This is a genomic window from Streptomyces sp. NPDC005533 (assembly GCF_042871845.1).
GTDB lineage: Bacteria > Actinomycetota > Actinomycetes > Streptomycetales > Streptomycetaceae > Streptomyces.
The window spans coordinates 14,903-41,472 of sequence record NZ_JBIAJH010000047.1 but is presented as its reverse complement, the minus strand read 5'-3'; the positions used below and the strand labels follow the sequence as shown (position 1 = coordinate 41,472).

General features: G+C 68.0%; 27 protein-coding genes and 2 pseudogenes. 9 read left to right on the top strand and 20 right to left on the bottom strand.

Annotated elements, in window-relative coordinates:
- Positions 1–1,265 precede the first annotated feature (1,265 nt).
- The 5 genes from ACFYP3_RS31735 to ACFYP3_RS31715 all read left to right on the top strand — a co-directional run bounded on the left by ACFYP3_RS31735 (position 1,266) and on the right by ACFYP3_RS31715 (position 4,800).
- On the top strand, positions 1,266–2,450 hold the full coding sequence (locus ACFYP3_RS31735) for a radical SAM protein (protein ID WP_388840109.1): 1,185 nt from the start codon (positions 1,266–1,268) through the stop codon (positions 2,448–2,450).
- Between the two features lie 131 nt (positions 2,451–2,581).
- Complete coding sequence (locus ACFYP3_RS31730) at positions 2,582–3,331, top strand: hypothetical protein (protein ID WP_388840106.1); 750 nt, start codon at positions 2,582–2,584, stop codon at positions 3,329–3,331.
- A gap of 157 nt (positions 3,332–3,488) precedes the next feature.
- Entirely contained in the window at positions 3,489–3,719 is a 231-nt protein-coding gene (locus ACFYP3_RS31725; protein WP_388840103.1) for a hypothetical protein, read from the top strand.
- Positions 3,719–4,120: a hypothetical protein gene (locus ACFYP3_RS31720; RefSeq protein ID WP_388840101.1), complete on the top strand. Its 402-nt coding sequence runs from the start codon at positions 3,719–3,721 to the stop codon at positions 4,118–4,120. Before ACFYP3_RS31725 ends, ACFYP3_RS31720 begins: the two co-directional genes overlap by 1 nt.
- Positions 4,121–4,572: 452 nt before the next feature.
- Positions 4,573–4,800, top strand: a complete 228-nt coding sequence (locus ACFYP3_RS31715) for a hypothetical protein (RefSeq protein ID WP_388840098.1) — start codon at positions 4,573–4,575, stop codon at positions 4,798–4,800.
- Between the two features lie 62 nt (positions 4,801–4,862).
- Here the strand turns inward: ACFYP3_RS31715 and ACFYP3_RS31710 are convergent, their stop codons facing one another.
- The 4 genes and pseudogenes from ACFYP3_RS31710 to ACFYP3_RS31695 all read right to left on the bottom strand — a co-directional run bounded on the left by ACFYP3_RS31710 (position 4,863) and on the right by ACFYP3_RS31695 (position 6,907).
- Positions 4,863–5,321, bottom strand: a complete 459-nt coding sequence (locus tag ACFYP3_RS31710) for a hypothetical protein (RefSeq protein WP_388840095.1) — start codon at positions 5,319–5,321, stop codon at positions 4,863–4,865.
- A 373-nt stretch (positions 5,322–5,694) separates the two neighbouring features.
- Positions 5,695–5,886: pseudogene (locus tag ACFYP3_RS31705) on the bottom strand (MarR family transcriptional regulator); the annotation flags it as partial.
- Between the two features lie 128 nt (positions 5,887–6,014).
- The gene (locus ACFYP3_RS31700; RefSeq protein WP_388840092.1) at positions 6,015–6,581 is read right to left on the bottom strand and encodes a hypothetical protein; all 567 of its coding nucleotides are present in this window, start codon (positions 6,579–6,581) and stop codon (positions 6,015–6,017) included.
- Positions 6,578–6,907 (bottom strand): PadR family transcriptional regulator, encoded by a 330-nt coding sequence (locus ACFYP3_RS31695; protein ID WP_388840089.1) that lies wholly within the window; start codon positions 6,905–6,907, stop codon positions 6,578–6,580. The genes ACFYP3_RS31700 and ACFYP3_RS31695 overlap by 4 nt, the downstream gene beginning before the upstream one ends.
- A gap of 64 nt (positions 6,908–6,971) precedes the next feature.
- On the opposite strand from ACFYP3_RS31695, the gene ACFYP3_RS31690 reads away from it, so the two are divergent.
- Complete coding sequence (locus ACFYP3_RS31690) at positions 6,972–7,256, top strand: hypothetical protein (protein ID WP_388840086.1); 285 nt, start codon at positions 6,972–6,974, stop codon at positions 7,254–7,256.
- 135 nt (positions 7,257–7,391) lie between these two features.
- Here ACFYP3_RS31690 and ACFYP3_RS31685 read toward each other — a convergent pair whose 3' ends face one another.
- The 4 genes from ACFYP3_RS31685 to ACFYP3_RS31670 all read right to left on the bottom strand — a co-directional run bounded on the left by ACFYP3_RS31685 (position 7,392) and on the right by ACFYP3_RS31670 (position 10,900).
- Positions 7,392–8,609: a hypothetical protein gene (locus ACFYP3_RS31685; protein ID WP_388840083.1), complete on the bottom strand. Its 1,218-nt coding sequence runs from the start codon at positions 8,607–8,609 to the stop codon at positions 7,392–7,394.
- Positions 8,610–8,786: 177 nt separating this feature from the next.
- Entirely contained in the window at positions 8,787–9,035 is a 249-nt protein-coding gene (locus ACFYP3_RS31680) for a DUF6087 family protein (RefSeq protein WP_388840080.1), read from the bottom strand.
- Between the two features lie 579 nt (positions 9,036–9,614).
- Positions 9,615–10,433: a nucleotide sugar dehydrogenase gene (locus tag ACFYP3_RS31675; RefSeq protein ID WP_388840131.1), complete on the bottom strand. Its 819-nt coding sequence runs from the start codon at positions 10,431–10,433 to the stop codon at positions 9,615–9,617.
- Positions 10,316–10,900: a hypothetical protein gene (locus ACFYP3_RS31670; protein WP_388840077.1), complete on the bottom strand. Its 585-nt coding sequence runs from the start codon at positions 10,898–10,900 to the stop codon at positions 10,316–10,318. The genes ACFYP3_RS31675 and ACFYP3_RS31670 overlap by 118 nt, the downstream gene beginning before the upstream one ends.
- A gap of 179 nt (positions 10,901–11,079) precedes the next feature.
- Here ACFYP3_RS31670 and ACFYP3_RS31665 point away from each other — a divergent pair, with 179 nt between their 5' ends.
- Entirely contained in the window at positions 11,080–11,442 is a 363-nt protein-coding gene (locus ACFYP3_RS31665; RefSeq protein WP_388840074.1) for a hypothetical protein, read from the top strand.
- A gap of 98 nt (positions 11,443–11,540) precedes the next feature.
- Here ACFYP3_RS31665 and ACFYP3_RS31660 read toward each other — a convergent pair whose 3' ends face one another.
- From ACFYP3_RS31660 to ACFYP3_RS31650, 3 genes are all read right to left on the bottom strand, one after another.
- Positions 11,541–12,647 carry a glycosyltransferase family 4 protein gene (locus tag ACFYP3_RS31660; protein ID WP_388840071.1) on the bottom strand — a complete coding sequence of 369 codons (1,107 nt, stop codon included), beginning with the start codon at positions 12,645–12,647 and terminating at the stop codon, positions 11,541–11,543.
- Between the two features lie 86 nt (positions 12,648–12,733).
- Positions 12,734–14,029 carry a hypothetical protein gene (locus ACFYP3_RS31655; RefSeq protein ID WP_388840068.1) on the bottom strand — a complete coding sequence of 432 codons (1,296 nt, stop codon included), beginning with the start codon at positions 14,027–14,029 and terminating at the stop codon, positions 12,734–12,736.
- Positions 14,030–14,099: 70 nt separating this feature from the next.
- Positions 14,100–15,356, bottom strand: coding sequence for a nucleotide sugar dehydrogenase (locus ACFYP3_RS31650; RefSeq protein ID WP_388840065.1), 1,257 nt, complete (start codon positions 15,354–15,356; stop codon positions 14,100–14,102).
- 65 nt (positions 15,357–15,421) lie between these two features.
- On the opposite strand from ACFYP3_RS31650, the gene ACFYP3_RS31645 reads away from it, so the two are divergent.
- A complete protein-coding gene (locus ACFYP3_RS31645) occupies positions 15,422–16,195 on the top strand; it encodes a glycosyltransferase family 2 protein (RefSeq protein WP_388840062.1) in 774 nt (257 codons plus the stop codon).
- A gap of 51 nt (positions 16,196–16,246) precedes the next feature.
- Here the strand turns inward: ACFYP3_RS31645 and ACFYP3_RS31640 are convergent, their stop codons facing one another.
- The 8 genes and pseudogenes from ACFYP3_RS31640 to ACFYP3_RS31605 all read right to left on the bottom strand — a co-directional run bounded on the left by ACFYP3_RS31640 (position 16,247) and on the right by ACFYP3_RS31605 (position 23,624).
- Positions 16,247–17,170, bottom strand: a complete 924-nt coding sequence (locus ACFYP3_RS31640; RefSeq protein WP_388840060.1) for a TauD/TfdA family dioxygenase — start codon at positions 17,168–17,170, stop codon at positions 16,247–16,249.
- A gap of 382 nt (positions 17,171–17,552) precedes the next feature.
- Positions 17,553–18,140 carry a hypothetical protein gene (locus tag ACFYP3_RS31635; RefSeq protein WP_388840057.1) on the bottom strand — a complete coding sequence of 196 codons (588 nt, stop codon included), beginning with the start codon at positions 18,138–18,140 and terminating at the stop codon, positions 17,553–17,555.
- A gap of 123 nt (positions 18,141–18,263) precedes the next feature.
- Complete coding sequence (locus tag ACFYP3_RS31630) at positions 18,264–19,505, bottom strand: helix-turn-helix domain-containing protein (protein ID WP_388840055.1); 1,242 nt, start codon at positions 19,503–19,505, stop codon at positions 18,264–18,266.
- Between the two features lie 399 nt (positions 19,506–19,904).
- A pseudogene (gene tpg / locus ACFYP3_RS31625) lies at positions 19,905–20,166 on the bottom strand (telomere-protecting terminal protein Tpg); the annotation flags it as partial.
- A gap of 97 nt (positions 20,167–20,263) precedes the next feature.
- On the bottom strand, positions 20,264–22,042 hold the full coding sequence (locus tag ACFYP3_RS31620) for an IclR family transcriptional regulator C-terminal domain-containing protein (RefSeq protein WP_388840052.1): 1,779 nt from the start codon (positions 22,040–22,042) through the stop codon (positions 20,264–20,266).
- 1 nt (position 22,043) lies between these two features.
- Positions 22,044–22,646 (bottom strand): RNA polymerase sigma factor, encoded by a 603-nt coding sequence (locus ACFYP3_RS31615; RefSeq protein ID WP_388840049.1) that lies wholly within the window; start codon positions 22,644–22,646, stop codon positions 22,044–22,046.
- Between the two features lie 349 nt (positions 22,647–22,995).
- Positions 22,996–23,322, bottom strand: a complete 327-nt coding sequence (locus ACFYP3_RS31610; protein ID WP_388840046.1) for a hypothetical protein — start codon at positions 23,320–23,322, stop codon at positions 22,996–22,998.
- A 77-nt stretch (positions 23,323–23,399) separates the two neighbouring features.
- Positions 23,400–23,624, bottom strand: a complete 225-nt coding sequence (locus ACFYP3_RS31605; RefSeq protein ID WP_388840043.1) for a hypothetical protein — start codon at positions 23,622–23,624, stop codon at positions 23,400–23,402.
- A gap of 292 nt (positions 23,625–23,916) precedes the next feature.
- On the opposite strand from ACFYP3_RS31605, the gene ACFYP3_RS31600 reads away from it, so the two are divergent.
- The gene (locus ACFYP3_RS31600; RefSeq protein WP_388840040.1) at positions 23,917–25,209 is read left to right on the top strand and encodes an XRE family transcriptional regulator; all 1,293 of its coding nucleotides are present in this window, start codon (positions 23,917–23,919) and stop codon (positions 25,207–25,209) included.
- Here the strand turns inward: ACFYP3_RS31600 and ACFYP3_RS31595 are convergent.
- Positions 25,206–26,024, bottom strand: a complete 819-nt coding sequence (locus tag ACFYP3_RS31595) for an alpha/beta hydrolase family protein (RefSeq protein ID WP_388840037.1) — start codon at positions 26,022–26,024, stop codon at positions 25,206–25,208. The genes ACFYP3_RS31600 and ACFYP3_RS31595 overlap by 4 nt on opposite strands.
- Between the last annotated feature and the right edge of the window lie 546 nt (positions 26,025–26,570).

Here is a 26,570-nt window from a genome sequence, read left to right as displayed (position 1 = left end):
GACCAACCGCCATCAAACCCGTTATGCCACAAGGCTGAATCCACACCCCGAGCGAAAACATCAAGGCGGCCGGAACCCCAACTACACGCTGCCGGCGCGCTCGTGAAGGATCCCTCGAGGGAGCTCCACCCAGACCAGCCGCCGTCGTACTCGTTATGCCAGATGGCCGAGTCCACACCACGAGCCAGGACGTCTATCTTCCCGACCCCGCGGGCTGCGGCGGCCGGTGCGCTGGCGAGCATGCCACCCAGGCGCTCCCACCCAGACCAACCGCCATCAAACCCGTTATGCCACAAGGCTGAATCCACACCCCGAGCGAAAACATCAAGGCGGCCGGAACCCCAACTACACGCTGCCGGCTGGCTTGCGAGTAGTCCCCCCAGGCTCTGCCATCCGAGGGAAGTCACGTCACCATTACACGACCGATCGAGCTACGTGTCGAATCATCAGCGGCTCCGCATGCAAACCTAGCAGCCCAGTCGTAGCATCGTACGGTGACTAAAAAGTCACGGCCTGCGTCTACGTGAGGTGCAGAAATGACCAAGCAGAGACCAATCAAGCACGTCGGTCGCCACGAGGGCGGATGCAGCAACGAAGGCAGCGGTAGCGGAGATCTGACCTGCAGCCTGTACTTCGATCTCACCGGCCTCACTGAGGAATCTGCCGGTGACATCGACGGCGGAGGCGGGGGCGGCGGAGGCGGCGGAGGCGGGGGCGGCGGCGGAGGCGGCGGAGGCGGCGGAGGCGGCGGCGGCGGCGGCGGCGGCGGCGGGTTGATGGATATCGCGGAGGGCTCCGGTGGCCTCTGCGAAATCTTCTTCAAGGTGCCAGAAATCCCGGATGACCTCCGAAAGCCCGACAGTGCGGGCGACAAAACCGAAGGCGGATGCACCGGCGGAGGCCGCGGCGGGCCCAAGAGTGCGGCCGACAACGGAAGTGGCAGCGGAAGCGGCAGCGGAAGCGGCGGAGGCGGCGGAGGCGGCGGGTGCGGCCTCTACATCAAGATTGGCGGCAAATCTTTGGCCGACATCGACGGTGGTGGAGGCGGCGGAGGCGGCGGGGGCACCGGCGGAGGCGGCGGAGGCGGAGGAGGCGGAGGTACTAGTGGCGGCTCCCTCGCCGACAAGCAACAAACCCACGGCTCTGACCAGGAGCCTCCGTACTGCAAGCTCTTCATCACAGACTGACTGACCCTATGTCAACCCGGGCTTGCAGCCTCATCCAGTATGAAGCTGCAAGCCCCTGGCAATTGCGGGAGACCCTTCATGATCGGCACTCGCCTTGACGACGTCGACTCTCCGCGGCTGATCAGAAGTAATTATGGCTGGTGGTTCCTCGGCAACGAGACCTGGACCCTGCTGGAGCCGGGTCAGGTCTTGCCCGACGGCACCGTCTGTGCAGACATCGACGAATTCCTGCAAGAAAAGGGCGCATATCAGCCTCGGCTCCCAAAGGCTTTCGCGTTGACCGTCCTCACCACCACCACCTGTAATCTCGGATGCGGATATTGCTTCCAGAACACCGCATTGGATCCCACAGGTGGGAACCGGCCCTCGCGAATTGGCCGCCAGCGACTCGATTCTGAAACCATCGACCGGATCATCAAATTCACAGCAGAGCGGATGGCATGTGCCGATCTTCGAAAATTGGACGTTCTGCTGTTCGGCGGTGAACCTCTCCTCAACCCCCAGGGGTGCCTGACGGTGCTGGATCGCGCCCGCTCAATTGGCATGCGCGCGGCCAGCATCGCCACAAACGGAGTACTCCTCACTCCGGAGATGGCGCAAGACCTCAATACCGCAGGTTTGACGAGCGCACAGGTCACTTTTGATGGCAACCGAGAACTTCATGATCAGATCCGTGTCACGCACGCTGGGGGAGCAACCTTCGACAACATTGTGAACAATGTGGCCCGCGCTTCGGAAGTCACTGATCTGCAGTGGACCCTAAGGATCAACGTCTCTCACCGCAACTATGAGGGAATCGGAAAGGTCTTCTCCGAATGGGAGGGGCGTCTCGACCCCAACCGCTGCCTGTTGAGCTTCGCATGGGTGGGAGATGCAGGCTTCGGGTACGCCAACGACCTGCAAAAAGTCGCCGAAGTGGGAAAGGCATTCGTTGACTGGCACATTGCAGCGGCGGAAGCCGGATATCAAATCGTTAGGCCTGGCATGAAGACGACTTGCCAAACGTGCTCAGTGCCCGGCGGGCGGCACGGAGCGGTCGTCAACGCTGATGGGTCTTTGTACAGTTGCTGGCAGTCTGCTGGCAAGCCTAACTTCAAGGTGGGAAGCGTAGAGGACGGCTACATGAACACAGAGCATACCGCTCAACGCTGGGTTCAGTGCGGTTACGAATATAAAACTGCCGCAAAGCCAGCTGTCGATGACTTCCAAGACAGAATTGATGGACAAATCCTTGACTACCTATATGAAACAGGCCGACTCTGAATAGTTTATTTGTCCAGCTGGGGAATTCAGTACGACAGGGGGCGGCTCTGGCTTCTTGGCGTGTTTTTCCTGAGATGCCGGCGCGTCGTTAATTAATGCCTTTCTTTTCCTTGCGGAGCGGAGGAACTGGCATGGGAGTGGAACCGGTCTCTGGGACCCCATGGTGGCTGTCGTACAGATTCGGCACCGGCCTGGTGGTCGATTTCTATAGAAATCTACTCGAGTGGGAAATGGTGGAGGACGGTGATTTTGGGGCCTGCGGCCCTGGCTTCTCATGTTATCTCGATGGCAAGAATGTTGCTTACCTTAGCCCGATCGTAGAGCCAGGGTATGGTGGCGACCCGGAGTGGTACGTGAACTTCTACTGTGACAATTTGGATAGAAGTATCGTGGGCGTATCTGTGGCTGGCGGCATAATTACGTCCATTGGCGGAAGTGAGGCTGAGGAAAGGAGTGCCACTTTCAGAGATCCAATGCATGGCTCATTCGGCTGCATCCAGACGGCGAAATTTGGGGACTTCAGCACATTCGGCCGACGGCATGGGTTGTGCTGGATTGACCTGCGCACGCCAGAGGTGGATAAAATCGTAAAGTTCTATAGCGACGCGCTCGATTGGAGTGCGCAACCAACATTACTCATAGGTCGCAACCCCGAAAGATATAACATGGCCGCGAAAGGAAGATATGGTGAAGTCGAGGAGTTCGCGAGCATTTCCGGTGCGAGTTCATATGCTCACTGGCGCCCTTACTTCAGCGTGGGTTCCTTGCCAAAGGCTGTGACTAAAGCCTCAAAGCTCGGCGGTAGAGTTCATTGGATGGCCGACCGTTTTGCGGATCTGACTGATCCGGGTGGCGTGCCCTTTGGCGTCGCTGAGTTTTGAGGGGCGAGAGTACAGCTCACGTTCTCGGAGCGGGCCAAGGCGATCCGGGCTGCGGCCTCGGTCCGCCGACCTGCGACGCAGCAGGTAGCTGCACAGGGCGGCGGGACCAGGCGCTGCTCCTCGAAGCCTGCCCATAGCGGACGAGACGAGCATCAAGGTGAGTGCTGCCACCCGTGACCGCCTGGCAGCGCTGGCAACCGAGCAAGGCACCACGATCCGGCAGCTCGCCGAGGGCCGGCCGGCCCAGGCCGAGTACGCGGAGCGTGCCGAGCAGGCCCGGGCAGAGCTCGCCTCGGTGCTGGGCACCGTGCCGAGCGAGGAGGCCGAGGCGAAGGCCCGCGGACTCCTGGAGCGCCTGGGCGCCGGCCAGAACTCGGCGGCCGCGTAATGGGACCGACCGCTGTCGTCCTGGACGACACGACCGCTACCGCCCTCCAAGACCCCAAGGACCCGTACAACGAGGCCGTCGCCGCGTTCTACGTCCAAGCCTCCGGCGGGCTGGGCACGCTCTATGCGCCGGTGCTCTCCCTGACCGCGGGTGATGATACCGAGCGGCCGGGCCTGCTCTCCTACATCAACGGACTTAGGTTCATCGAGATCGAGCCCTTCGACCCCGCCGCCGCCCTGTCCGCCACCGAGATCCTGCACGCTGGGCACTCCTGGGCGGCCGTCCACGCCATCCACGCGGCCCGCCCGCCGGCAGACTTCCCCGCCGGCCGGTACCTACTCACTCTGGAACCCGAGCTGTACGACGGCACCGGAGTCCAGGCCGTCCATCCTGGTCATTGACCGTCCAAGACCAGCCGTGGCACCCGGTGGGGCCTGCATGCGCCCCGTGCCCGATCCGTCGCCACGTCCGTCCAGTCCGTCACCGACCCGGCATCTTCCGCTCATCGGCTGAGGAGCGGGTTCAGCCCAACCGGGGCCACCGCTCCATCGGGTGAGGTACGGAGCATTGGGCTGCTCCTTCCGCGTTGCGGTGCGCTAAGGTGCGCACCTGCCCGCGGGCTGGCGGCTCTCCGGGGAGAAGTCCGTTGGCTGGCGAGACGCCGCCCCGGCCACAGACGATGGGGGCCTACTGACGTGCGGCGCCCTGCCTCAGGACGCCGCCGAGCGCTACAGCGGTACCTACCAGCTGGCCCAGAGCGTGGGCAACGAGGGGGGGGTGACGGCGCGCACTTCCGTCTGGCCGAGAACGAAGAGGGCGGGCCAAACGGAACCTCGGCCTCGTCCGCAAGCTGTTGAACTGCTGGAACCCGAAGAATGCCGGGGTCGGAGACGAGAGCCTGAGCTTCACGACCGAGCGGTTCGCCCATGTCGTGCTGCGCGTGGGCGGCATAGAAGCACAGATCGACACGCCGAAGAAAGGCGCGAGCCCGTCGGCGGAGGCGTGGGCGAACGTGATGGAGCGACGGATCCGCTCGGTGTTGGCGGGCGAGCAGCCGACAGCGCGGATCACGACGGGCTAGGCTCGGCCAAACGTGGGCGGCGCCCTGGAACCAGAAGGCAACTGGGGCGGCATCGCCCTCCGTCACCCGGCGGCCGCTGCCGGGCCCTCGCCGAACCGGGGTACGACATCAAGGCGCAGCCACTGGAATCGGAGGGGGTGGCGGAAGACGCCCCCGTGGTCGATGGCCCGATCCGCGCTGACCTCGGCGACCAGGCCAGGGTGGACGAGGGTGGTGTCCAGGACGTCGCGGCTCCCCCACGCCGCCGAGAACTTCGGCCCCCCACGGGTGCCCGGCGCGGCCGCGGTGAGGTGCTCGGCACCCTGTCGGGCGGCGTCCGGGCGCAGCGGTACGGTCCAGCCAACCGCGCGCAACCGGCCGTCGGTGTCGTAGCGGCCGAGGACCAGGAGCTGCGGGCGGGTCAGGGTGCCGGTGATCGCGCCGACGATCGCCTCCGTGGTGTCCCGCCTCCGGATCTTGGTCCAGCCGCGGTATCCGGGCAGATAGCGGCTGTTCAGGGGCTTGATCAGAATCCCCTCCACCCTGGACACGTCCGTCCAGGACTCCAGCCATTCCCTCGCCTTGGCCAGGTCCGTCGTCTGCGGGCGGCACAGCGTCCACGGGGCCGTCAGGGCGAGGTCGGCGTACGGGGGCTGTGTTTCGGGGTTAGGCGGCCTCCCGGCCGAAGATCCGTTGGAGCGCCAGTTGCATGCCCATCTTCGGTGCCAGAAGCAACAAGTGGAATGCGAACGCTGCCGCTGCCTGGGGACTCAGGTGGGCCATCTCGTTGGCCCATTCCTGCCTGTAGCGCTCGCGGTGTCGTATCGGCATGAAGATGAGTGCGAGAGCGATGCGACGTGCAGCCCTTTCACGAACCGGGTTCGCTGGAGGGCTGACCGGAAGCTTCGCAGGAGCCCCGGGGCGGCTGCTCGCCCACGCCCGGATGGTGTCAGCCTGCCAGTAGGGCTTGCCATTCTCCACGAGGCCGGGAGCAGGAAGAAGACCGTGCTTGCGGTAGGAGCGCACGGTGTCGGGCTGTACGTGGATGTGGTCGGCGATCTCGCTGTAAGACCACCAGTCCCGTTGCCCTCTGGCGGCACGAGCAATGACTCGTCGAAGGACGTAGTCATCGACCTGCCCCTCGCCGACGATCTCGATCCGCCTGGCGGACGAGGGAGGATACCCATCCTGATCCACAGCAATTTCGATCTTGACGCTCGGGCGCGGTTCGTCCATCAGGCGGGCCTCCGACCGAACGTGTACTTGAGCCACAGCATCGCTCCAGTCCTCGGCGCCGACCAGAGCAGTTGGAGAGCGAACGTGGACGCCTCTCGTGCACTCAGAATGTCCATCTCGGCATTCCACTCCTGCTGGTAGCGCTCACGTTGACCGGCCGGCATGAAGAGAAGCGCCAGTGCGATGCGCCGCTCAGCCTCACGGGCCGCCGTGCGATCCTCTTCACGGTCTGCTGCCTCCGCAAGAGAAGCCTTGGACATGGCAGAGGCGCGCTCATGCCAGCTTGCGCGCGCCTCCGAGAGATCCGCCTCCCGCATCGCTCTCTCAGCGCCGGCCGCATCCCCGAGGTCTTCCAGTTCCTTCGCTCGTGCCCGCCACAGGGCCGCGTGTTCCGCGAGCATCACCTGCTGGGGCCTGCGTGCGGGCACCGGGCCTCTTGCCCAAGGCCGGGGACGTTTCCCGGGGCGTTTTGGGCGGGCAGTCCGCGTCATGCCGAGCAGCATCACCAGTAACAGCACGATGAGGCCGGCGGTGCCGACGATGTCGTTCATGCCCTTCTCGATCACGCCATACCGCCGTGGGGGCGCGCGGACAGGAGCGTACGACGCTTGCGGCTAATCACCTTGGCCATCGCAGCGGTAGCCGCCTGTGCCCCGCGCTCGCTCAGCCGGTAATAGCGGCGCTGCGGGCGGCCCTCTTCTTGAGGGTCGATGTCCTCCCACCGGCTTTCCAGCCATCCGCACTGTTCCAGGCGAATCAGAATCGGGTAGATCGTGCCACCTGGAAGTTCCGCGGCTTCCGCGATCTGGAGTCCATAGTGCTCATCGGCGGGGGCGGCCAGGAACGCGGAGAGCACGGCCCGCGTGGCCAGTGTCATTCTCGGTTCACCCATACCCACAGGCTACTACTACCTAGCTAGATAGAGATAGACATAGACCCCTAGGTAGAGTAAGACTATGGCCGTCATGTTGGACGGCCGCGTCTCCGCCGAGGGGATCGGCCCGCGAGATCGGCTTGTGATGACCATTTGGGCCCTTATCGCCCTGCTGTGCGGCCTCGGCTTCCTACTGGCACTCCTGATCGGTGCCGTCTCCGCCGCCCTGCCCCACTCGACTGCATCTCAGTGGCCGGACCGGCTCCGCCGCGGCGCTGCGGCTTTCGGCATCGCTCTGACCCTTTACATCGCGCTTGTGGGCATGGTCGTGGGCCTGGCCGTCCTCCTCGGGATGCGCAGCACCTGACACCAGACGAGACGCAGAACGGCGCCCTGTCCGGAGGGCACTCAGCCCCAGGCGGCATTGCGCTCTTCGGCGCCGGAGCGGTCCGGCAAGAGCCTCACGCTGTTCGGTGAGGGGCGGTCAGCGGTGGCCGACGGATCACGCCTCGTTCTTCCTGCGACACGAGAAGTGCTCGGGCAGCCCTTCAGGGCCTGGAAGGCTTGCGGGCTGACCGCAGCCAAAGCGGCAGAGCGGGATGGCTTGACCCGACGCATCGACCGGAACCTTGGCGGCTTCGGTTTCCTTGGGGCGGGACTCAAGGACCATCGCGCGGCTGCCACATCTCTGCTTTGGTACAGCCCGCACCTCCGAAGCCGGACGGTCCTCGGTGCACCTGTCCCGCCGGTCCCCCTGTCGTACGGATGGCTGGCGCCCTTTGTCGTCCAGGGCGGGCCCGTTCGCCTCCAGGTACTGCTGCCACTGCTGTGCGAGGAGCCAGCCGTGATGGCCGCCCCGCTGGAACGGAATCCGCTCACCGGCCGCAGCTTCAACGATGAACCGGGTGAGGGTCAGGCTGCCTTCCCCTGTGGCGGTGCTCGACTGGTGGGCGGGCACGAGGACGCGGTGCCAGCCCCCGCAGTACCCGTTGTGGATGGGATTCTCCGGGTCGTAAGGTCTCTCTGGGCACCGGGTCAGCGCGCCGCTTGGGCTGCACTTGCCTTCCTCCAGGACGAAGTTGCCGTCCTGCACCGCGATGGGATTCCTCTGCACACGGATGACGGAGGCCGGCAGGTTGGGCGTGCGGACGTATGGGACGGTGCCGATGCCTGCGTGGTCGGGGTCGGCGAAGTCCCAGACGGACCGGATACCGCCGCGGCGCCGGAACCCCTCCCGTGCACGGATTCCGCGAGCTGGGCTCAGCTGAGGCTCGTAGCCCAGGACGATGCCGTCGGCGCCGTTGATGCGTACATCGAGGCGCGCGTGCCCGTCCGCGGCCGGCGACTCAATGTCGGCTTGGAAGCCGTGATCTTCGGAGTCCTTCGCGACGCGTTCCTTGCGGGCGAGATGCTCGTCAGACTCATGGCTGACGGGCTTCTCCCCAGGTTTCCGGTAGTGGGAGGCAAGCAATACGCCGTCACGCTGGACGATGTACATGGGGACGCGCCGGCCCCGGAGGTCCCGGCAGTCAGGGCAGATGAGTCCGCGCTTTTCGACGGGGACACGTCCTCGCATGCGCAGAAGCACGTTCAGGAGGTCTTGGCCCTGCGGGACGCCGAGGTCGGGACGGTCAAGGTCGAGGTTGCGGCCGGCCGGTTCGTAATAGACGGGGTTACGGAAAAGGTCTTCGTCGCTGTCGGTCTGAAGGTCGTCGTCCATTTGGTACTCCCCGCAGCCGCCACGAGTAGGACTCACAACGCTACGGGGAGGGTCTGACAATCGGGGCTGAACTGCGGAAACAGGGGGCAGCGGGTCAGGCTCAACGACCCCGAACGGCATGAGAAGCCCCCTGCAGCGGTATGCAGGGGGCAGGATGGTTCGTGTGGGGCTGTGGTGTCACCACCCGTGAATGAAGGCGGCGGCCTCGGCGGCGTTGTCGGCGACTCCGGCGGGCAGCCACTCGCCGGACTCGTCGTCAAGCTCGAGGAGGACGCGGGGGGTGTCGGGGGCGAGGTGTGCGGCTCGGCCGCGGGCTGCCGGGTCCAGGGGTTCGGCGCGGCGGCGGCCGGTGATCTGCCTGTCGGACTCGCGTCGGCGGTCGCGGCGTTCGGCCCATGCGGCGAGCGGTTCCCTGTCGGCGTCCACGTCGCCTCTCCTATCGCCAGCGGGCCCCGGGCAGTAGGTTCCCGGGGGCGTCCAGCCATGGTGTCTCACCGTCGGGGCCCACAGTAAGGCCGAAACGGGTAAGGGTGGGGCTGCCTTGGGCTTCCCACCACCCGCAGGCGGCCTCTACGGCGTCCCACAGGCGTCGTGGGCCGTGCTGGTAGACGATGCCCGGCCCGTTCTCCTCCGGCCACCGTACGGCGGCCCAGGAGCGGTCGGCGAGGGAGTACCGCCAGGCGGTCGGGGAGCCGTCGGGTTCGGTGTGGGTGGTATCGCGCGGAAGGGTTGGGCAAGTGCGAACAAACAGCTCTGGTTGGGGCGACGCTGAATGACCTTCGCCTGCTGACATGGAGGTGATCGCCTTACCGGCCCGGATAGCTTCGGCTGGCTGAGCTTCGCTTCCTTGAGGGGCCAGTCGACCAGGGTGGAGCGCCACCGGCTCGGCAACGAGGCAGGCGTCCGGGACTCCTATCCGGCGGTGGCCGAGGAGTTGTCCGCGCTCGTCCCCTGACGACGAGAGGCGCCTCCCTGTACGTGGGAGGCGCCTCTCGGTTGTTCCGGTCAGGGGCGACCGACGGAGGTGTACCGGAATCCGATCTTGCGCAGCCGCGCGGGGTCGAGGAGGTTGCGGCCGTCGAACATGACCGGTGTGCGCATGAGGCTGTGCGCTTCGGTCCAGTCGACTTCGGCGAGCTCAGGCCATTCGGTCACGATCACTGCCGCGTCCGCGTCGGCCAAGGCCTGCTGGGGGGTCGGGTAGCGGGTGGTGGCGTCCCAGGGTTCCCTGGCAGCCGGGCGGGCGAGGGGGTCCCAGGAGCGGACCTGGGCGCCTTCGGCGAGCAGGCGGCTGGCGAGCACGGTAGAGGGGGCTTCGCGCATGTCGTCGGTGCCGGGCTTGAAGGCCATGCCAAGGAGGGCGATGCGCTTGCCGGCGAGGTCGCCGAGTTCGTCCTTGAGGTGCTGGATAGCACGGCGCTTTTGAATGTTGTTGACGTTGATGACGGCGGTGAGGAGCTGGGGGTGGAAGCCGGTATTGGAGGCCATCTGGCGCAGGGCTTCGCTGTCCTTGGGGAAGCAGGAGCCGCCCCAGCCGATGCCCGGGCGCAGGAAGTGGGCGCCGAGGCGGTGGTCCATGCCGACGGCGCCGAGGACTTCGGTGACGTTGGCGCCGGTGTTCTCGCAGAGGGTGGCGATCTCGTTGGCGAAGCTGATCTTCGTGGCGAGGAGGGCGTTGGCCGCGAGTTTGACCATCTCGGCGGACTTCACGTCCATGGTCGCCACCGGGGCGTCAATGCCGGTGTGCAGGGCGGCGACGAGGGCGCCGGCGGTGTCGTTGTCCTGTCCGATGACGATGCGGTCGGGGGCCATGAAGTCCTGGATGGCGCGGCCTTCGGCGGTGAACTCGGGGTTGGAGACGTAGCCCACGTGGGCCAGACCGACCTCGTCGAGCAGGGCGCGGGCGCGGGCCCCGGTTCCACGGGGACGGTGGACTTCATGACGACGGCCTTGAGGTCGCGGACGTCGGCCAGGGAACGGACGACGGCCCACACGCGGGAGAGGTCGGCATCGCCGGAGGCCGAGGGCGGGGTGTCCACGCACACGTAGGCGATCTCGGCGCCGGTGAGGGCCTCGGTGAGGTCCTCGGTGAAGGTCAGGCGTTCCTTGTTGCGGGCGATCATGTCGCCGAGTCCGGGTTCGTGGATGGGGACGTCACCGGCGTTGAGGATGCGGACGCGTTCGGGGTTGATGTCCCGGACCGCCACCTGGCGGCCCAGCTCGGCGAGGCACGCTCCGGTCACCAGTCCGATGTATCCGGCGCCGAACACCGCGATGCGTCGCTCTGCCATGTTCTGCCCATCCCTCTCATGCCGGTTCAGGGGCAGTGTTCGGATATGCACCGGGTGACGCGCGGATCTCGGGCGCCACCCTACTCGGCAGCGCTTCAACTGCCTGAATCGTGCCGCTTCCCCGGGTGGCGCGGCCCCTTTCATGCTCCGCCCGTCATCACCTAGAGAAGGACACCGACATGCTCACCGACGTGCTCACCGGCTGGACCGCGGAGACCCTGGGCGGGCCTCACCCTGCTGCTGGGGGCCGCAGTATGGGGCTGGCTCCGCCAGCGCCGGGCCCCGGCCGCCCCCGACGTGACCCCGGTGCCCCAGGGACCACCGCGGCCGGGCAGCCGGTCCGTACCTACGCCCTGCTCGGGGCCTGGGCCGCCGACGGCCAGCCGGTTCACTGTCCCAGCAGCCGCCCCGCCGAGGTCCGGGTCACCTGGAGCGGCCCTACGGGGAAGCGGGAGCAGTTCGAACTGACCGACGCGGTGCTGCCGGACGGCACCTATGCGGCGGAGCGTGTATCGGTGTACCCGGAGCGCGGCGCCCTGTGATCACCTTGCCCACGCCCGCCCGGACCGCCGCACGGCGTACCGCGGTCCTTCCGAGGAAGGGTCGGGCGCGTCGCCGCGGCGCGAGAGCGACATCGGGGTTAGAGGGTGAAGCGGAGTGTCAGTTCGCGGAGCCGGCGACTGGTGGTGGTGATGTCGTATCGGCACGCGTTGATGAGTGCCGCTTCTGTCAGCGCCTTCCGGCGGTGAACGTCCCGGCCCAGCTCATCGAGGGCCCCGGCCAGCGACTGCGGGTCGCCGGGGTTATAGGGGACGCCGGTGTTTCCGAGGATCTCCCTCACCTCGGGAAGGTTGGAGTAGGCCACTGGCAGTCCGTGGGCTTGGGCCTCGATGAGGACGAGACCGAAGGCTTCGGTGCCCTTGGTGGTGCCGACGAAGGCGTCGAAGTGCGGCAGGCGGCGCCACAGCTCACCGCGGGGCAGGAAGGGCTCGAACTGGACGCGATCCCGTACCCCGAGCTCGCTGGCTTGTAGTTCCAGATGTTCCCGTAGAACTCCTTGACCGATCACGGTCAGGTGGTGCGGCTGTTCGGTCAGGGCGAGGGCTTCGACGGCGGTGATCGTTGATTTATTGTCGTCGAGTCGGCCGGCGTGCACCAGAGCCAGGGGTCCTCCCCCTGTCGGGTGATCGCGTACCCGGGCATCGCTCAAACGAATACCCCAGGGGATGACGGTGAGCCGGTCGGTGAATTGGTGTCCCGTGAGTCGGTCGATACGGTCCGCGAGGGCGAAGGTCGGAGCCACGATTGCAGCGCTGGCTGCAGCGACTTCGTTCAGTCCTTCGCGCTCCCACACGCTGCGCTCCGCGACCATCACGTCGGGGCCGTGGGCGATGGCGATGATCGGGATGTTGCCGGCGGTTCGCGTGAAGGCCTGGCTGAGAGCGAACCCGAGGTACTGGGCGTGGATGACCTGGGGCTGGATCTTCTCGATGAGCGCACCAACCTCACGGGTCAACTCGTCCAAGTAGGCCCCGAAGTCGGGGCCATGGGGGCGTTTGACCGTGGAGAGGGCAATCAGCTGACCGAATGCAGATTGCCAGGCCGGATCGACCGGTTGCCTGCCGAGGAAGGTCGTATGGGCGTCAGGCATTACGCCGTAGAGATCGTTGACGAGAATCATGCTTCCCGACGAGGGAGCGGAAGGGCGGTTGATTCCGGTCAGGATGTTCAGGAATTCGGCGGTCATGCGGAGCCCCAAATCTTCGGTAACCGTTGGGTTGGAATTGGAGGTCGCGCCTCATGGCCGACTCGACGCGTGACCCATTCGCGCACCTAGATCACGCCCTGGCGGGGAGGCGCCCACCAGGACGCCAGATGCGGTGTGACGACGGCCATGACCTCCTCCACCGGATGTAAGTGCCCCTTGCCGTCCTGCTCGGCAGTCCAGACCCTGACGGATGATCGGGGATAGACGGGATGTATTCCGATCTCCCCTTTGGGGAGGAGCCCATTGAATGGTGTGGGTATTCCTTCGCCGATCCAGTATTCCCACGCCTCAAGAGCCTTGGATTTCTCGAAGCAGTGGTATAGCAGGCTGTAGCGGGTCATGTACCGGATCTCGCGGAATATCATCTGGCCGATCAGGCCCGGAGCCGCCTTCTGGAGCGTATCGAGATCTGCGCCCTGGAAGGTGAGGGCTGACGCGTCCCGGGACGGGTCCAGTGCAGTCCGGGCGAGCAGGTGGGACAGCCTTCGCCGGACGTATTCGGCGAGGCCCGGAGCGAGATCCGGCTCCGGGCCTTCGATGAGCTGAACGAGCCGGTGGTGGCGCGGATTGAAGCGGGCCAGGTCGAACAGCCGGTCCATGCCGTCCACGGCGGCGAAGGCGAGCCGCTTGTAGGGCCAGTTGTTCAGCTCCCCCTGCTCGGCATAGGCCTTGGTCTCCGGCGTGGTCGAGTGGAGCATCAGGTATTCGGACAGCACCTCGAAGTACAGGTAGCCGAGGAACGGCACGTGGGGGATGGCATCGGCCAGCTGGTCGATGAACTGGGCTGCTGGCGTGGCGTGGCCGGTGGCGTTGCACAGGGCGAGGTCGAGGAACGGGGCCGCTGCGCGCAGGCTGGCCAGGACGGCGTGGTCAAGCTGGTCGGCCTCGGCCGGGGTGAGGAGGTTCTGGTAGCGCAGGTAGGTACGCAGGTGGATCGGGCCGAGATGCAGGTAGTCGATGCCCTTGGGCCGGGTCGGGGCGTCCGGGGTGACCTCGAAGACAAGGGGGGTGGTAGAGGGCTTCGTCTGCATCAGATACGCGCCGAGGTTGTGGGGGCGCAGCCCCTCGCCTTGAGGTGTGAGGGGTGAGCAGTAGAGGGCCCCGACGAGGCAGCCGGCGGAGACGTGCACCTGGCCGCTAGTGCGGATGGCGTCGATGCCCCGGGTGAGATGCAGCAGGTGCAGCGGCTTGCCGCCGACGAGCGCTTCGGTCATGGCGCTGTTCCGGATCAGCCAGCCGTTGGGGGTGGAGTGTTCCAGGTAGTCGCGCCAGTCGGCCTCGCTGTCGGCCAGCGAGGCCGGGCTGCGGCGCTGCGCGGGCAGGGTGTAGTCCGTGTGGGCGTGCTCCCATTCGTCGCGCAAGGGGAACTCCTGAGGGAGGGGCGGGGGCGCCGGTCAGCGGTCAGCGGTCAGCGGTCAGGGGGAGGGAGTGCTAGAGGACTTCGACATTCGCGCCGGCCATGCGGTTGCGGCAGTCGAGAATCCAGGCCGCGTTCTGCTGAATCATCGGGAGATCGAAGCGTGCGTGGTCCATGAGGAGCACCACGGCGTCGGCTGCCGCAACCTCCTCCGGGGTCGCGTCCACCCGACGGACTGGCAGCTCGGTGTCGGCGCCGTCCGGGAGGTTGGGTTCGGCGCCGCGGACGTCAGCGCCGAGGTCGGTCAGGAGTTCGGCGACACGTGCCGACGGTGAGTTGCGCAGGTCGGTGGCGTTGATCTTGTATGTCAGGCCGAGCAGCAGGATTCGGGCTCCGGCCACGGCCACGCCGCGATTGTCGAGTGAGGCCACTACACGCTGGACGACGTAGTCGGGCATGCGGCGGTTCACGTCGGCGGCGAGTTCTACGAACCGAAAGGGGACGCCGAGCTCGTCCTGGATCTTCCAGGCGAGGAACAGCGGGTCGACGGGCAGGCAGTGCCCACCGACTCCCGGCCCCGGGGTGAACCGGGTGAAGCCGAAGGGCTTGGTGCCAGCGGCGTCGATCGCCTCCCAGATGTTCACGCCGAGGCGTCCGGTCAGCGTCGCCAGCTCGTTGATCATGGAGATGTTGACGAGCCGGAACGTGTTCTCGATCAGCTTGGCCAGCTCGGCGACCCTGGGCCCGGACACCGGCACCGTGGTGTGAAAGATGCCGTCATAGAACCCCTTGATCACTTCGAGTGATGTGGTGTCGATACCGGACACCAGTTTCGGCGTCCCCTCGAACGACCACCTCTTGTTGCCGGGGGCGATCCGCTCAGGACTGAACCCGAGCCGGAAGTCCGCCCCGGCCTTGAGGCCCGAAGACTTCTCCAGGATCGGCAGCAGCAGTTCCTCGGTGGTGCCGGGATACGTCGTCGACTCCAAGACCACGGTCGCGCCGGGGCACAGGTGCTCACCCAGGGTCCGGGCGCAGGCCTCGATGTAGGTCAGGTCGGGCACTCCGTCCCGCAGCGGGGTCGGGACGGCGATCACCGCGATGTCGTAGCCGGCCAGCTCGCCGACGTCGGCGGTCACAAAGTACGCGCCGGTGTCCAGGACCGCGCGGAGCCGTGCGGGGGCCACGTCCTCCACGTATGAATCGCCGGCGGCGAGCTGCTGCACGCGGTGGTGATCCACGTCGTAGCCGACGACCCGGTGACCCACCTCGGCGGCCCGTACGGCCAGCGGAAGCCCTACGTAGCCCTGACCAGCGACAACGATGTGCATGGCAGTTCCTCCTCGATTGCGGTGCTTGAATGGACTGTCGTTCCTGGTCTGGCAAGGAGATCGCTGTGCCCTTGGTGTCTGTCGTGATGCCCGTGTACAACTCGGCAGCAACGCTGAGTGCAGCGGTCCGTTCGGTGCTCACCCAGACCCATAGCGACCTGGAGCTGCTGATCACCGACGATCAGTCCTCCGATGGCTCCATGGACCTGCTCCGCGAGTTCGCCAAGCAGGACGATCGCGTCCAGCCGGCGACGGCTCCCCAGCGGGGTGGTGCGGGCCGGGCCCGCAACCTCGCGATGGAGCGGGCCCGCGGGGACTACATCGCCTTTCTCGACAGCGACGACATGTGGCTGCCGGAGAAGACCGAGAAGCAGCTCGCCTTCGCCGCGGAAGCCGCCGCGCCCTTGACGTTCACGTCGTACTTCAAGATGGACGCCGACTACGACGGTGAGAGCACCGACTGGGTCCCGAACGGCCGGGTGGTCCGCGCGCGGGAGCACGTGGACTACCGCGCGATGCTGGGCCAGGACCACATCGGAGCCCTCACCGCCATGTACGACCGCGATGCCCTGGGCACGAGGCTGATGCCGGAGATGCGCAAGCGACAGGACTACGCCCTCTGGCTCTCGATCATGCGAGACGGCCATGCCGCCCGGGGTCTGGCCGAGCCGCTCGCGGTCTACCGAGCCCATCAGGCGGGATCGCTGTCCTCCAACAAGCTCTCGCTCGTGCCGTACAACTGGGCGCTGTACCGGGAGCACGAGCACCTGTCGGTCCCGCGGGCGACGCGGGCACTGGCCGGCGCAGTGTGGCAGTCGCTGCGCAACTCGCGCATCTAGATCCGGCATGGCCCTGGAGGCCCTGCGGCAGGGCCATGCCGGCTCGGACGGCTAGCTGGTGCCGTCGGCCGGCTGCGAGGCTGACGGGGCAGTGATCGGCGCGCGCAGGAACAGCTGGAGGAGGAGGCGCCTGTCGGCGACGGGGACGGTCTCCTGACCGCTGTGGAGCGCTTCCCGCCCGTGCAGGAAGCGCCGCTGGTTCACGATGAGGTAGTCGCCGGGTTCGAGCATGAAGGTGACCTGGCCCGCGACGAGTTCGTCGGCGAGCTCCCGGGCGGCGTCGGCGTGCACCGGGTCGATCTGGGACCTGTTCAGCATCTTGGCGGTGAACCGGACGAAGCCCTTGCCCGGGGTGGAGCCGTCCAGGATCGGGAACGGGTTGTATTCCTGGCCGACGCCGTGCAGGTCGTAGAAGGTCCCGTAGTTGTAGGCGGTCTCTGCCAGTAGGGCGCGGCTGTTCTCCGTCAGCCGCGCCACTGCGGCGTGGGGGTCGGAGAGGATGCTGGGGCCGCCGCCGAGCGGGTCGGGGCGGACGCACAGGAGCGTGGTGTAGTCCGGGGGCAGGGTCCCGTTCACCAGGTCCATGTGGAAGGCGTTGTACCCGATGCCGCTGGACTTGCCAGGGTCCTTGTCGACCTTGACCCCGATGTTCTTCCAGAGGGGCCACCGCGGGAAGGGGGAGAAGGGGACGCCTACCTCGGCCGCGAAGGCCGTTGCCAGCCGCAGGAACCGATCGTCGTCAGCCCCCAGCGTCTTGGCCAGGTTTCCCAGGCGCAGCACGGCGTATCCGCCGCCCTCTCCATCCAGTGCGTGACGCAGCGTCGCAGCGGTCTCCGCGAACCGCGGGGTGGCCGTCAGCTCGGTCCGGTACTCGTCCATGGTGGCCTGGGCCAGGAGTGAGCCGTCCAGTTCCCAGGGCGGGAGAGGACGGTCGATCAGGGCTGATTCGAGTTCGCTCGGGATGTCGAGGAACATGCGGATCTTCCTATCTCTTGGGGTTCTCGGGGTGTCTCACGTGCTGCTGCCCGCGCAGGCAGCGGCACTGAGTCCCAGCCTGTGCCAGTCCTCCTCACTGGCACGGTGCTGTGCAGGTCAAAGGCCCGTTGCAGGTTCGCCTCATGCGCGAACGGGTGCCGGGGCGGCGGTGCGGGCATGGAGGCAGCAGCACCGGGGGCGGCAACGAACTCGGGTCCGTAAGCGTCATGGCCTCGGCCGGGCGAACCCAGCGGGCTTCGGACAGCTCGCTGTCCTGGAAGCGACGCGGTGCCAGCCGGGACCTTGCCTGCGTCGTGGTCTCCGACTTCGTACGGCGGGGACCTCGCGTCCGGCCGGCGTTCGATTCGGCGAGCCACCGCGGTCATCCTTGGGCGCGGGCGGCCAAGGCCAGTTTGAGGGCCGTGGCCAGATGCGGGCGCACGGCCTCGGCGGGTGGGATCGGGAGTTCGTCGTCCGGTGCGGTGTCCCAGCGCACGCCGTACGAGGGCGGCATGGCCACCCACGCGTCAGGTCCGGAGCGGACGTCCACCTGGGGGCAGTCGGCGAGCAGGCTGCCGGTTCCGGCTTCCACGAGCAGAGTCGCCGTGCTGTGTCCGGCGGTCAGGCAGGGGACGTGGAGGCTGCTCGCGTCGGCGCGCAGCATCACACCCATGCCGATGGAGTGGGCGACGACCAGTGCGTCGAAGCGGGTGCAGGGCACGATGACTCCCGCGCCGGGGGCGGCTTCGAACGCGGCGGTGAGGCCGCCGCGCTCCAGCGGGATCACGTCGTCCCCGGGCGGGTGGGCTCCAGGGGTGACGCAGGCGGTCGGGGCTGGGCCGTCCTGGCAGGTGCAGCCGGAACCGGTGCGATGGCGGTGCCCAATCGCGACGGGCCAGCCGAGCCGGGCGTAGGCGGCGGCGCTCTCGATGCTGTCGCGGCCGTGCAGGGCCTGCAGGATCTCGCCCATGTCGCCCCCCGTGTCAGACTGAAAACCGTAGGTGATGGTCACGGCACGAGGGTCTCGCCAAAGCAGAAGGGCGACCCACAGGAAGTCTGTAGGCCGCCCAACTGGCATATGCACGCCCTGTGGTCAGGACACGAGTTCCATCCCCCGCACCAGACCGGAGAGCGCCGCGGCCTGCGAGGGGACCCCTCGGCGGACCAGGTCGCCGACGAGTTCACGCGCCATCGGGTGGGCGTGCACGTAGTGCGGGGCGCGCTGCGCGGCCGCACGCAGCGTCACCACGGCATCGCCGGAGCGGCCCATGCGGTGCATCGCCCGGGCCTCGTCGATCCGGTAGTGGGTGATGCGCTCCCGGCTCGGCATCGCACTCACGTCGACGTCGTCGACGAACGACAGCCCGGTGTCGGGTGCGTCGACCTCGACACCGGCCTCGGTGGTGTGGACGAGAACGTTGGCGCGGGAGAACACGGTCTGCCAGCGGAGGTCGTGATGGCCGTCCGGGAGGCGGTCGGAGACCTCCACCGCGCGGGCGGCCTGGTCCCAGGCACCGTCGGCGTCGCCGGCGCGAGCGCTGGCGACGACCTGGCGCAGCACCAGGGCACCTTCGAGGACGAGGGCGTCGGTGTCCCCGGACGCTGACAGTGGCTCCAGCTCGCGCAGGGCGGCGTCCGCGACCGCCTGCGTCTCACGAGCCGAGCCCTGGTGGAGCAGGGCCCCGCACCGGTCCCAGGCGACGGCCGCCTTCACGATCGGGTCGTCCACCTGCGTCGCGGCGCCAGCCGCGACTTCCGCAGACACCCACGCCAGGTCCGGCAGGCCGGTCTGGTTCAGGGTCTGGCGGGCGTTGCGGGCCGCATCGACCAAGAGGCGCAGGGCCTCTTCCCACTCGGCGGTGCCGCGCTCGTGGAGCAGGATGCTGGTGTTGAGGTCCTCCAGGAGGCCGGGCAGCAACCCGGCGACCGCGGGGAGGTTCGCGCCCTGGCGGTGCCGATTCGTGGCGGCTGCTTGGTCCCGGATGCGCCGGATGTCGGCAGCAGGCGTGGATGGCACGAGACCGGGATGGCCGGACAGGATAAGCGAGGATCGGCGCAACGCGGCGCGGAGCGCAGGCACGTGCGGAACCGCCGAGCCCTGTTCGCGGCGCAGCCGGTAGGGCTGGCCGAGCAGCCAGACGACATCGACCTCGCACACCGTGGCTACGGCGGTGATGAGCGAATAGCGGTCCAGCGGGAGCCGACCGGCTTCGACGTCCTCGGCCCAACGCTCGGAGCGGCCCACCAGGCCGGCCATCTCAGCATGGGTCAGGCCTGCCGCGATCCGGGCCACGCGCACGCGGGCCCCGATGCCAGTGTCAGGGGATAGCGTCATGACGGCACCTCTCCGTTCTGGACTCCTCACCCGGACGGTACCCCCCACAAGCGACCTGCGGATACGTCAACTGCCCTGAAGGAAAACCTTCTACGCCCAAGGGCCAGCGCACCCGGTCCGGACGGCCGCGTTGCCGTACACGATTGGGAGGCAATCGCCGGACGGCGCCAAGCCCCTCTTCGGATGGGGCGCTGAGCCCGGCTGATCCCCGGGGCGCCCGGGGATCAGCCAGTGCGACATGAGCGAATCGGCCCCTTGCGTGTTCGCATAACCGCGGAACCTACACGCCAGCGTCGGATGACTGGCTTCGGCAGAAGCGTGGGGAGCAGCTGAGCCGTCTCCGCTTCCATGTCCACTCTCCCACCGAGGCCCTCGTTGATGCGGGCCAGCCGCGCGCGCTCAGTCAGATGTTGCCGGAGCGTGCCCCGGCGGCGGGGTGCAGAAGGAAACGTCGAAGTAGTCGATGTTGGTGAACTCGACCCGGAGCTGGTCGGCCCTGGTCGCCGCCGTCCTTGAAGTAGACCTCCTGCAGCCCCTCTGCGACGATCGCGCGCAGGTCGCGATCATCCGCTCCCTGGGCGCGGGCGTCGAACAGGCGCTGGGCGTAGGCGGGCGGGAGGTGGACGGTGAGGCGGCGGACGCGACAGTCGTCGGTGCTGCCGCCGGGGTTTAGGGGGGTGTCCGGCGGAGCATGGCCAGGCGCGCCGGGCCCGGCCCTGATCCGGAAGGCTGGGCCCAGCAGGGGCCTGCGGGAGAACCTAGACGAGGCAGGCTTCGCCCATGGGCACCATGGTGACCACTTGAGAAGTGTGGTTGGCGGGGGTGTCCGTGGTGCTGGGATCGGACTGGGCGGTCTCGTTGGCGGATTCGGCTTGGCTGAGTGTGTCCTCCTCTATTACGGCTTGGCTGTCGTCGACGAGGCGAGATGCGGCGGCGTTCTGGACAGTCGGGGTATCGGTCGGGCTGTGGGGTGTCCGCAAAGTGTGGGAAATGAGGATGGCCTGGGCGGGCGGGACGAGGGTGACGGAGTCCTGTGGCTTCTGCGTCCATTCCAGAGGTGGGACGACGACGATCGAGTTCTGCAGCTGGGTCGACTGCTCCACCGGAGGGTCGCCTGCCAGGAGCAGGGAGAGCAGGACGGCGTTGGACTTCCGGGACAGGATGCGGGCGGCTTCCTCGAGCCGGTGCTGCTGGGCGACGGGCAGTGACAGGGCCAGGCAGTCCGCCTGCCCGCCCCCGTGCAGCGGGATGGCCACGCACACCTCGCGGGTGGAGTACTCCTGGCGATCGAACTGCGCGGCGTTCGGGCCGCGGCCGTCGATGTCCTGGAACAGCTCGCTGTGATCCGTGATCGTCCGGGATGTCAGCCGTGCCGTCCGGTGCCGGGACAGGTGGTCCATCCGCTCGGTGTACGACAGCTGCGCGAGCAGGCTCTTGCCGACGGCGCTGGCGTGCGCGGAGGCCTTGAAGTCCACCCATTCGTAGACCTGTGGGGCGTGCGGACCGGCCGAATACCGCGAAATGTTGATCTCTCCCTCGGCGTAGCGGCTGACGTAGACCGCTGCGCCCACCGCGTCGCGCAGTGCGGCCAGAGTCTGCTCGATCGCGTCTGCGGCCATCCCCGGCCCGCGGTCGGTGAGCGCGCCCAGTACCGGTCCGGGAACGAATCCGCCGTCGGACAGCCACTGGGCCAGACCCTGGCTGCACAGCCAGTGGAGCAACCGCTCCAGGACCTGCTTGGGCAGGCTCGTTGCCTTCACCAGTTGTGCCGGGCTGAGCGCGACCGAGGATCCGTGAAGGGTGTGCAGGATCCGCAGGGATCGCTCCACCATCCGCCATCGTTCGGGCGCCGGGCTGCGCCCGGGGACCTGCCGGGCGGCGACCGTCAGGCCCGGAGGACGCAGCGGATTGACGGACCAGGGCGTGCCGTGTTCCGGCGCCTGCCCCGAGTCCGCGCCGCACGGGATGCCCCCGCGCGCCGTCTGGGCGCCCGCATCCGGTGGTGCGGCCTGCTGGGGGGCAGGCACGTGACGGCTCGCCCGGCCCAGGGCGGTGCGGACTTCGGTGATGAACTCCTCGTCCTGCACCTGCCCGCTCCATGGGCCGCCGGGGGTGCTGCTGCGGACCCCGGTCTCTTCCAGGAGGACCCGCGCGTCACCGTGGCCGGCCTCCGCGGCCATGGCCACCAGGAACTGCGCGTCGGCACGGCCGTCGGGACCGAGCTGACGATGGACGACGACAGCCAGGCGGAACAACGCGCCCGGGTGGTCGTGCTGCGCTGCCGTGCTCAGCCAGTTCGCCGCCTTGATGAGATCGCCCCGCCTAAGGGCCTGGGAGCCCAGGCGGTAGCACGCGTTGGCGTGGGCACGGGCGTCACGGGATCCCCTGATGCTGGCACCACACCCCGGCCAGTCACCGTCGGGGCGATCCCAGAAGTCGTCTGGCGTCTTCAACGACGCCAGCAAGGCCGCGAGCCCGGCTGGAGGCATCGCCTGCCCGCGGCGCTCCGCGCGCCGGCCGCCGCCGTACTCGCTCATGTCACTCACCTGAGCCCTCTTCCCCTTGCTGCTCTTCTCTCGGCTGCCCTGGGCGAGTTTTTCCCTGGAGTCTCTTCTGCAATTCCAGGACTGCCCGTCGCCGCTGCACTGCGACCTGATTCCGGGATATCCCCAGCTCGTCCGCGATCTCCTTGGGACTGAAGCCGAGCCTCGTCAGGTAGACGACGCGACAGCGCTGCGTCGATTCGTCCATCGCCGCGATCGCGGCGTCGACGAGTTCGCGCCGCCTGTCCCACGGATCGTCCATGACCTGCGACTGCTGCTCCCACAGGTGGTCCAGCACCTCGCTGTCCACCGCCACGGTCCGGTTCGAGCGGTAGCCGCTGAGAGCGAGCCGCTGCGCCGTGCGAAGGAGATAGCCCATCAACCGCTCCCCGGGGTCCACCCCCCGGCGTAGCAGACTCTCCGCCGCGTTGAGGAAAGCCTGCTGCGCGATGTCCTCGCGTTCGTCCAGCGGCATGCCGGCGAACATGCGCAGGAATCGTGTGGCCTCGTCCATGTAGTCCGGATAGATACCCAGCAGCTGTTGGCCTACGTCGCCTTCCAACCGCAGCAGGGCATCCCCCGAGGTGCCGTCGGTCACCACCGAGACGTCACCTCGGAGGGCTCCGAGGCGGCGCATGCGTGATCCAGCGTCACGGTGACCACACGGCCGTCCGATGCCGTCACGTGTACGACAGCCCGCACCCTGCGCGGACATGCCCGCTCTGTTGCGGGTGGCGCCTGCATTGCCGTGGTGGTCTGTGGCTTCAGGCGGTTCAGCTGCCTGCGCAAACTCACGGCCCAGGACTGGCACCCAAGGGCACCCAGCGTGTTGACCACGCTCAACGTCGTCGAGATGTGCTCGACGTGCTCCCAGGTCATGCAAGGGCTCCAGATCTTCGTCGGCGGAGGCGCGTTCTGCGCCGTCACTCACCTACGGATCCGGAGCCTCAGAAATGAACGACCGACCAAAACTGCCTCAATCTGAACAAGCATGGAGAACGAATAGATCGAAACTGCGTGATGAAGTTCCGATGTTGATCACCAGCAGGACCGCCGGGAGCCACCCCGGGTAAGGGTGGAGCGGGAGGCATCGCGCTGGCCGCGACGAGGTCGGTGTAGACGTGCTCTGGGTAGGCGTTCATGGCGCACAGGGAGACCGGGCCGGCACCCAGCTCACGGATTCGCGCGGTGATGCGGAAGCCGATGAGACCGGCGGCGCCGGGCACGAGGACCAGAGAGCCGGCGAGAGCGGCCAGGGTGAAGCGGTCGGACACGATGCCTCCACAACAGGGTCGGGTAGAAGACGTGACGCAGTAGGGGTGCGGCAGAGCGGCCCCGCGTGCGGTCGGGCTCAGAGGGCCGTGACGGGCGCAATGTTGCCAAGTGCGGTTGGGAGCTCTCGACCGCCGCAGGGTGGGCGGATGTATGCCCGCCGGGTCCAGCGCGGACCCGCGTGGGTGGCGACTTCCTCGACCACCACGGCCATCAGCATGCCTTCGGTGCCGGAGGCGACATCGCGGACCAGACGGCCGATCCACGGGTGGGCCTCGTGACCGAACCCGAGATCACGGCTCACGACGTGCTCCTGTCGCCGAGGGCGGTAATGTCCGGCGTCGCTGTCGCGCTGGCCTCGACGTAGCACGTCACGGCCAAGATGCCTGCCTGTACCGGTGTGGCCATGCGCGTCCTTCCTCAGAGCACGGTGGCGAGAGGTCCGGATATCTGCCCGGCGGGCTCTCATACTTGACCGTAGGCAGGGCCGCGGATAGCAGCGAGGACACATCACAGGACATCTCGCGGCGGTAGCGTCGTTGTCCCACACCCGCGTCCGGCCGCTGGTCGCCGGACGGCCGCAACTGGGGGTACAGATGTCCCAGATCCCGGGAAACCCCGCCTTCCGCAGCGCCCGCCTGGAGCGCGGCTGGCACAGCCAGGCCGACGTCGCCGACGCCTACGCCACGCACGCGGCCGCTCTCGGCGAGCCGGGCACCATCGACGTACGGCAGGTCCGCCGATGGGAGTCAGCGAAGCCGGGATGGCCCAACACCGGCGCCCGCCGCGTGCTGACCGCCATGTTCGGGATGCCGCTGGAGCAGCTCGGCTTCCGCCCCCACCACACGGGCACCAAGCCCGCCCAGATGACGACGGAGGACCCGGTGCGAAGGCGCTCGTTCCTGCAGGGGGTCCTCGGGGCCGCCCCGCTGCTCACCGACGCCGGCCGCGACAGGCTGGCCGCCGCGCTCCGCCATGCGCGCCGCTACACCGATCACGCTCTCGTCGGCCACCTGGCGACCGCGCTCGACGAGGCGGCCCGCACCGACGGGGCTACCGGCCCCCGGCAGGCTCTGCCCGCCGCCACCGAGCTTCTGGTCGTCATCGAGCAATTGGCCCGCGAGGCGCCCGAGCCCGTCCGACACGAACTCCACCGCCTCGGCGCCCGGGCGGCCGAGTTCACCGCCTGGCTCCACCGGGACGCCGGCGCCCCGCCGCACGTGCCCGCGTTCTTCTACGACCGCGCCGTGGAGTGGGCGACCGTCACCGGCGACGGCCCCATGCACGCCTACATCCTCCTCCGCAAAGCCCAGGCCGCCGACCGCGACGACCCGACCCGGATGCTCGACCTCGCCCGGACCTCCGCACACGGCCCCTGGCGGCTGCCGCCCCGCGCCCACGCCGAAGCCCTCCAGCAGGAAGCCCGCGCCCTGGCCCTCACCGGCGCCGCCCCCGACACCGTCGCCCGCACCCTCGACGAGGCCCACCACGCCCTCGAGAAGGCAGGGCCCACCGCTCCGGCCAGCTGCACCGGCCCCCTCTGCGCCGGCTACACAGAGGATCGACTGATGGCCCAGGCCGCCATCAGCCACCGCGAGGCCGGCCAGCCCACCCGCGCCGTCGCTCTGCTCCAGGAACACCTCGCCCGCGGGGTGTTCGCGCCCAGAGACCGGGCCTTCTTCACCGCCCACCTCTCCGGCGCCCTGGCCGCAGCCGGCGACCCGGACCACGCAGCCGCCACCGGCCTGACCTCCCTCCGCCTCGCCGCCGGGCCCGGCTACGGCCAAGCCCTCTGCGAACTCCGCCGCACCGCCGCCCAACTACGCCCCCACGCCCGCCGGCCCGCCGTCCGCGAACTCCGCCAGGCCCTGACCACGCTGCCGATCTAGACGGTCAGAAAGCCGGTCACCCGCTCGATGACCTCGGCCTGCCACGCCTGGGACTGCGGGTGCGCGTACCGGGGATCCTCATGCACCGCGAAACCGTGCTGCGCACCGTCCAGCTCCACCAGCTCAGCGGGCCCGCCGAAGACCGGTAGGTAGCGGCGGGAGGACTCCACCGGCACGAACGTGTCCTTCGTCCCGTGAACCAGCAAGGTCGGAGCCCGCACCGAACGGAGGTAGACGTCCGGGTCCAGATAGAACACCTCGTTGTGCAGGGCGCGCCCGAGCTCGAAGGGCGACTTCTCGGTGTACCCCCGCTCGTCCAAATTCCGGGCGCCGGTGGTGGTGATGTAGTCACCGTCGAAGTACGAGCGGCTGCCCACGTAGCGGTCGCGGTAGTCCAGGCGCGGGTTCAACAGCACCAGACGATCCACATCCCGCGGCCGGCACCCGGCGTGCAGCGCGGCCGCGCCACCCGAGAACGACGCCGCCACCACATGGAACGGGCCATCGAACCCCACCACCTCCCGCAGGTGATCACTCGCCGCCCGGATGTCGTTAGCCACCCCCGCGATCGTGATGTCCGGCGCCCGCCCACCGCTCGCCCCGTGTGCCCGCAAATCGAAACGCAGTACCCGCAGACCAGCGGCGGCCAGACCGGCGGCCAGCCGCGTGAAGAAGCCGCCCTCCTCCCGTGTCACGCCCGCGCCGTGCACCAGCACTACAGCGCCCACCGCCGACGACCCGGGCACAGCCGTCACCGTCCCGACCAGCGTCGTACCGTCCAGAGACCTGAACCGAACTTCCCACTCAGAGACCATGCGCTGATCGTAGAGAGCCGGGTTCCGGGGCGAAGCCCCTTCGGCCTCCAGCGGGCCGCGCGTCCTGACCTACAGAAGCAGCACCCGTGCTGCTTGCGCGACCGGCCACCGCGCTCCAACCCTTCCAGCGCTGGCAGCTGGTCCTGCCAGTGCAGGAGTTCGTCCCCCTCGGCGGCGAGAAGGCTCTGGTGCGCGGCCCAGAGCGCCCCGGCGCAGTCGGCGACCGTACCGCCCGCTCACCTACGTGGTCCGTGCCAACACCAAGACGCGCCGCGGCCAGGCATTGACCGCTCTCGGCCTCCAACGGGCCACCTGAGATCACCCGAGCAGCTCAGCGGCAGCCGGCAGTCCACGGCACGAGCCCTCGGCACCGCGCCCGCAACAGCCAGCGCCCTGCGGAGCACCCAGAGCGACCCACGGCAGTGAACACACCCCACTCGCCCCCCTTCTCTTGTTCCCGGGCACAGGGGTGAGTCCGTGCAGTCACCACCCGCAGAAAGGGTGGTGAGCTGCAAGAACGGTCAGCCGCCGACGCTCGACGTTCCC

What these genes read in the sequence shown, in the direction of transcription:
- ACFYP3_RS31735 (WP_388840109.1), top strand. Translation starts at nt 1,266, where the DNA reads ATGATCGGCACTCGCCTTGACGACGTCGACTCTCCGCGGCTGATCAGA.
- ACFYP3_RS31730 (WP_388840106.1), top strand. Translation starts at nt 2,582, where the DNA reads ATGGGAGTGGAACCGGTCTCTGGGACCCCATGGTGGCTGTCGTACAGA.
- ACFYP3_RS31720 (WP_388840101.1), top strand. Translation starts at nt 3,719, where the DNA reads ATGGGACCGACCGCTGTCGTCCTGGACGACACGACCGCTACCGCCCTC.
- ACFYP3_RS31695 (WP_388840089.1), bottom strand. Translation starts at nt 6,907, where the DNA reads ATGGGTGAACCGAGAATGACACTGGCCACGCGGGCCGTGCTCTCCGCG.
- ACFYP3_RS31690 (WP_388840086.1), top strand. Translation starts at nt 6,972, where the DNA reads ATGGCCGTCATGTTGGACGGCCGCGTCTCCGCCGAGGGGATCGGCCCG.
- ACFYP3_RS31685 (WP_388840083.1), bottom strand. Translation starts at nt 8,609, where the DNA reads ATGGACGACGACCTTCAGACCGACAGCGACGAAGACCTTTTCCGTAAC.
- ACFYP3_RS31670 (WP_388840077.1), bottom strand. Translation starts at nt 10,900, where the DNA reads ATGGCAGAGCGACGCATCGCGGTGTTCGGCGCCGGATACATCGGACTG.
- ACFYP3_RS31665 (WP_388840074.1), top strand. Translation starts at nt 11,080, where the DNA reads ATGCTCACCGACGTGCTCACCGGCTGGACCGCGGAGACCCTGGGCGGG.
- ACFYP3_RS31660 (WP_388840071.1), bottom strand. Translation starts at nt 12,647, where the DNA reads ATGACCGCCGAATTCCTGAACATCCTGACCGGAATCAACCGCCCTTCC.
- ACFYP3_RS31650 (WP_388840065.1), bottom strand. Translation starts at nt 15,356, where the DNA reads ATGCACATCGTTGTCGCTGGTCAGGGCTACGTAGGGCTTCCGCTGGCC.
- ACFYP3_RS31640 (WP_388840060.1), bottom strand. Translation starts at nt 17,170, where the DNA reads ATGTTCCTCGACATCCCGAGCGAACTCGAATCAGCCCTGATCGACCGT.
- ACFYP3_RS31635 (WP_388840057.1), bottom strand. Translation starts at nt 18,140, where the DNA reads ATGGGCGAGATCCTGCAGGCCCTGCACGGCCGCGACAGCATCGAGAGC.
- ACFYP3_RS31630 (WP_388840055.1), bottom strand. Translation starts at nt 19,505, where the DNA reads ATGACGCTATCCCCTGACACTGGCATCGGGGCCCGCGTGCGCGTGGCC.
- ACFYP3_RS31620 (WP_388840052.1), bottom strand. Translation starts at nt 22,042, where the DNA reads ATGAGCGAGTACGGCGGCGGCCGGCGCGCGGAGCGCCGCGGGCAGGCG.
- ACFYP3_RS31600 (WP_388840040.1), top strand. Translation starts at nt 23,917, where the DNA reads ATGTCCCAGATCCCGGGAAACCCCGCCTTCCGCAGCGCCCGCCTGGAG.
- ACFYP3_RS31595 (WP_388840037.1), bottom strand. Translation starts at nt 26,024, where the DNA reads ATGGTCTCTGAGTGGGAAGTTCGGTTCAGGTCTCTGGACGGTACGACG.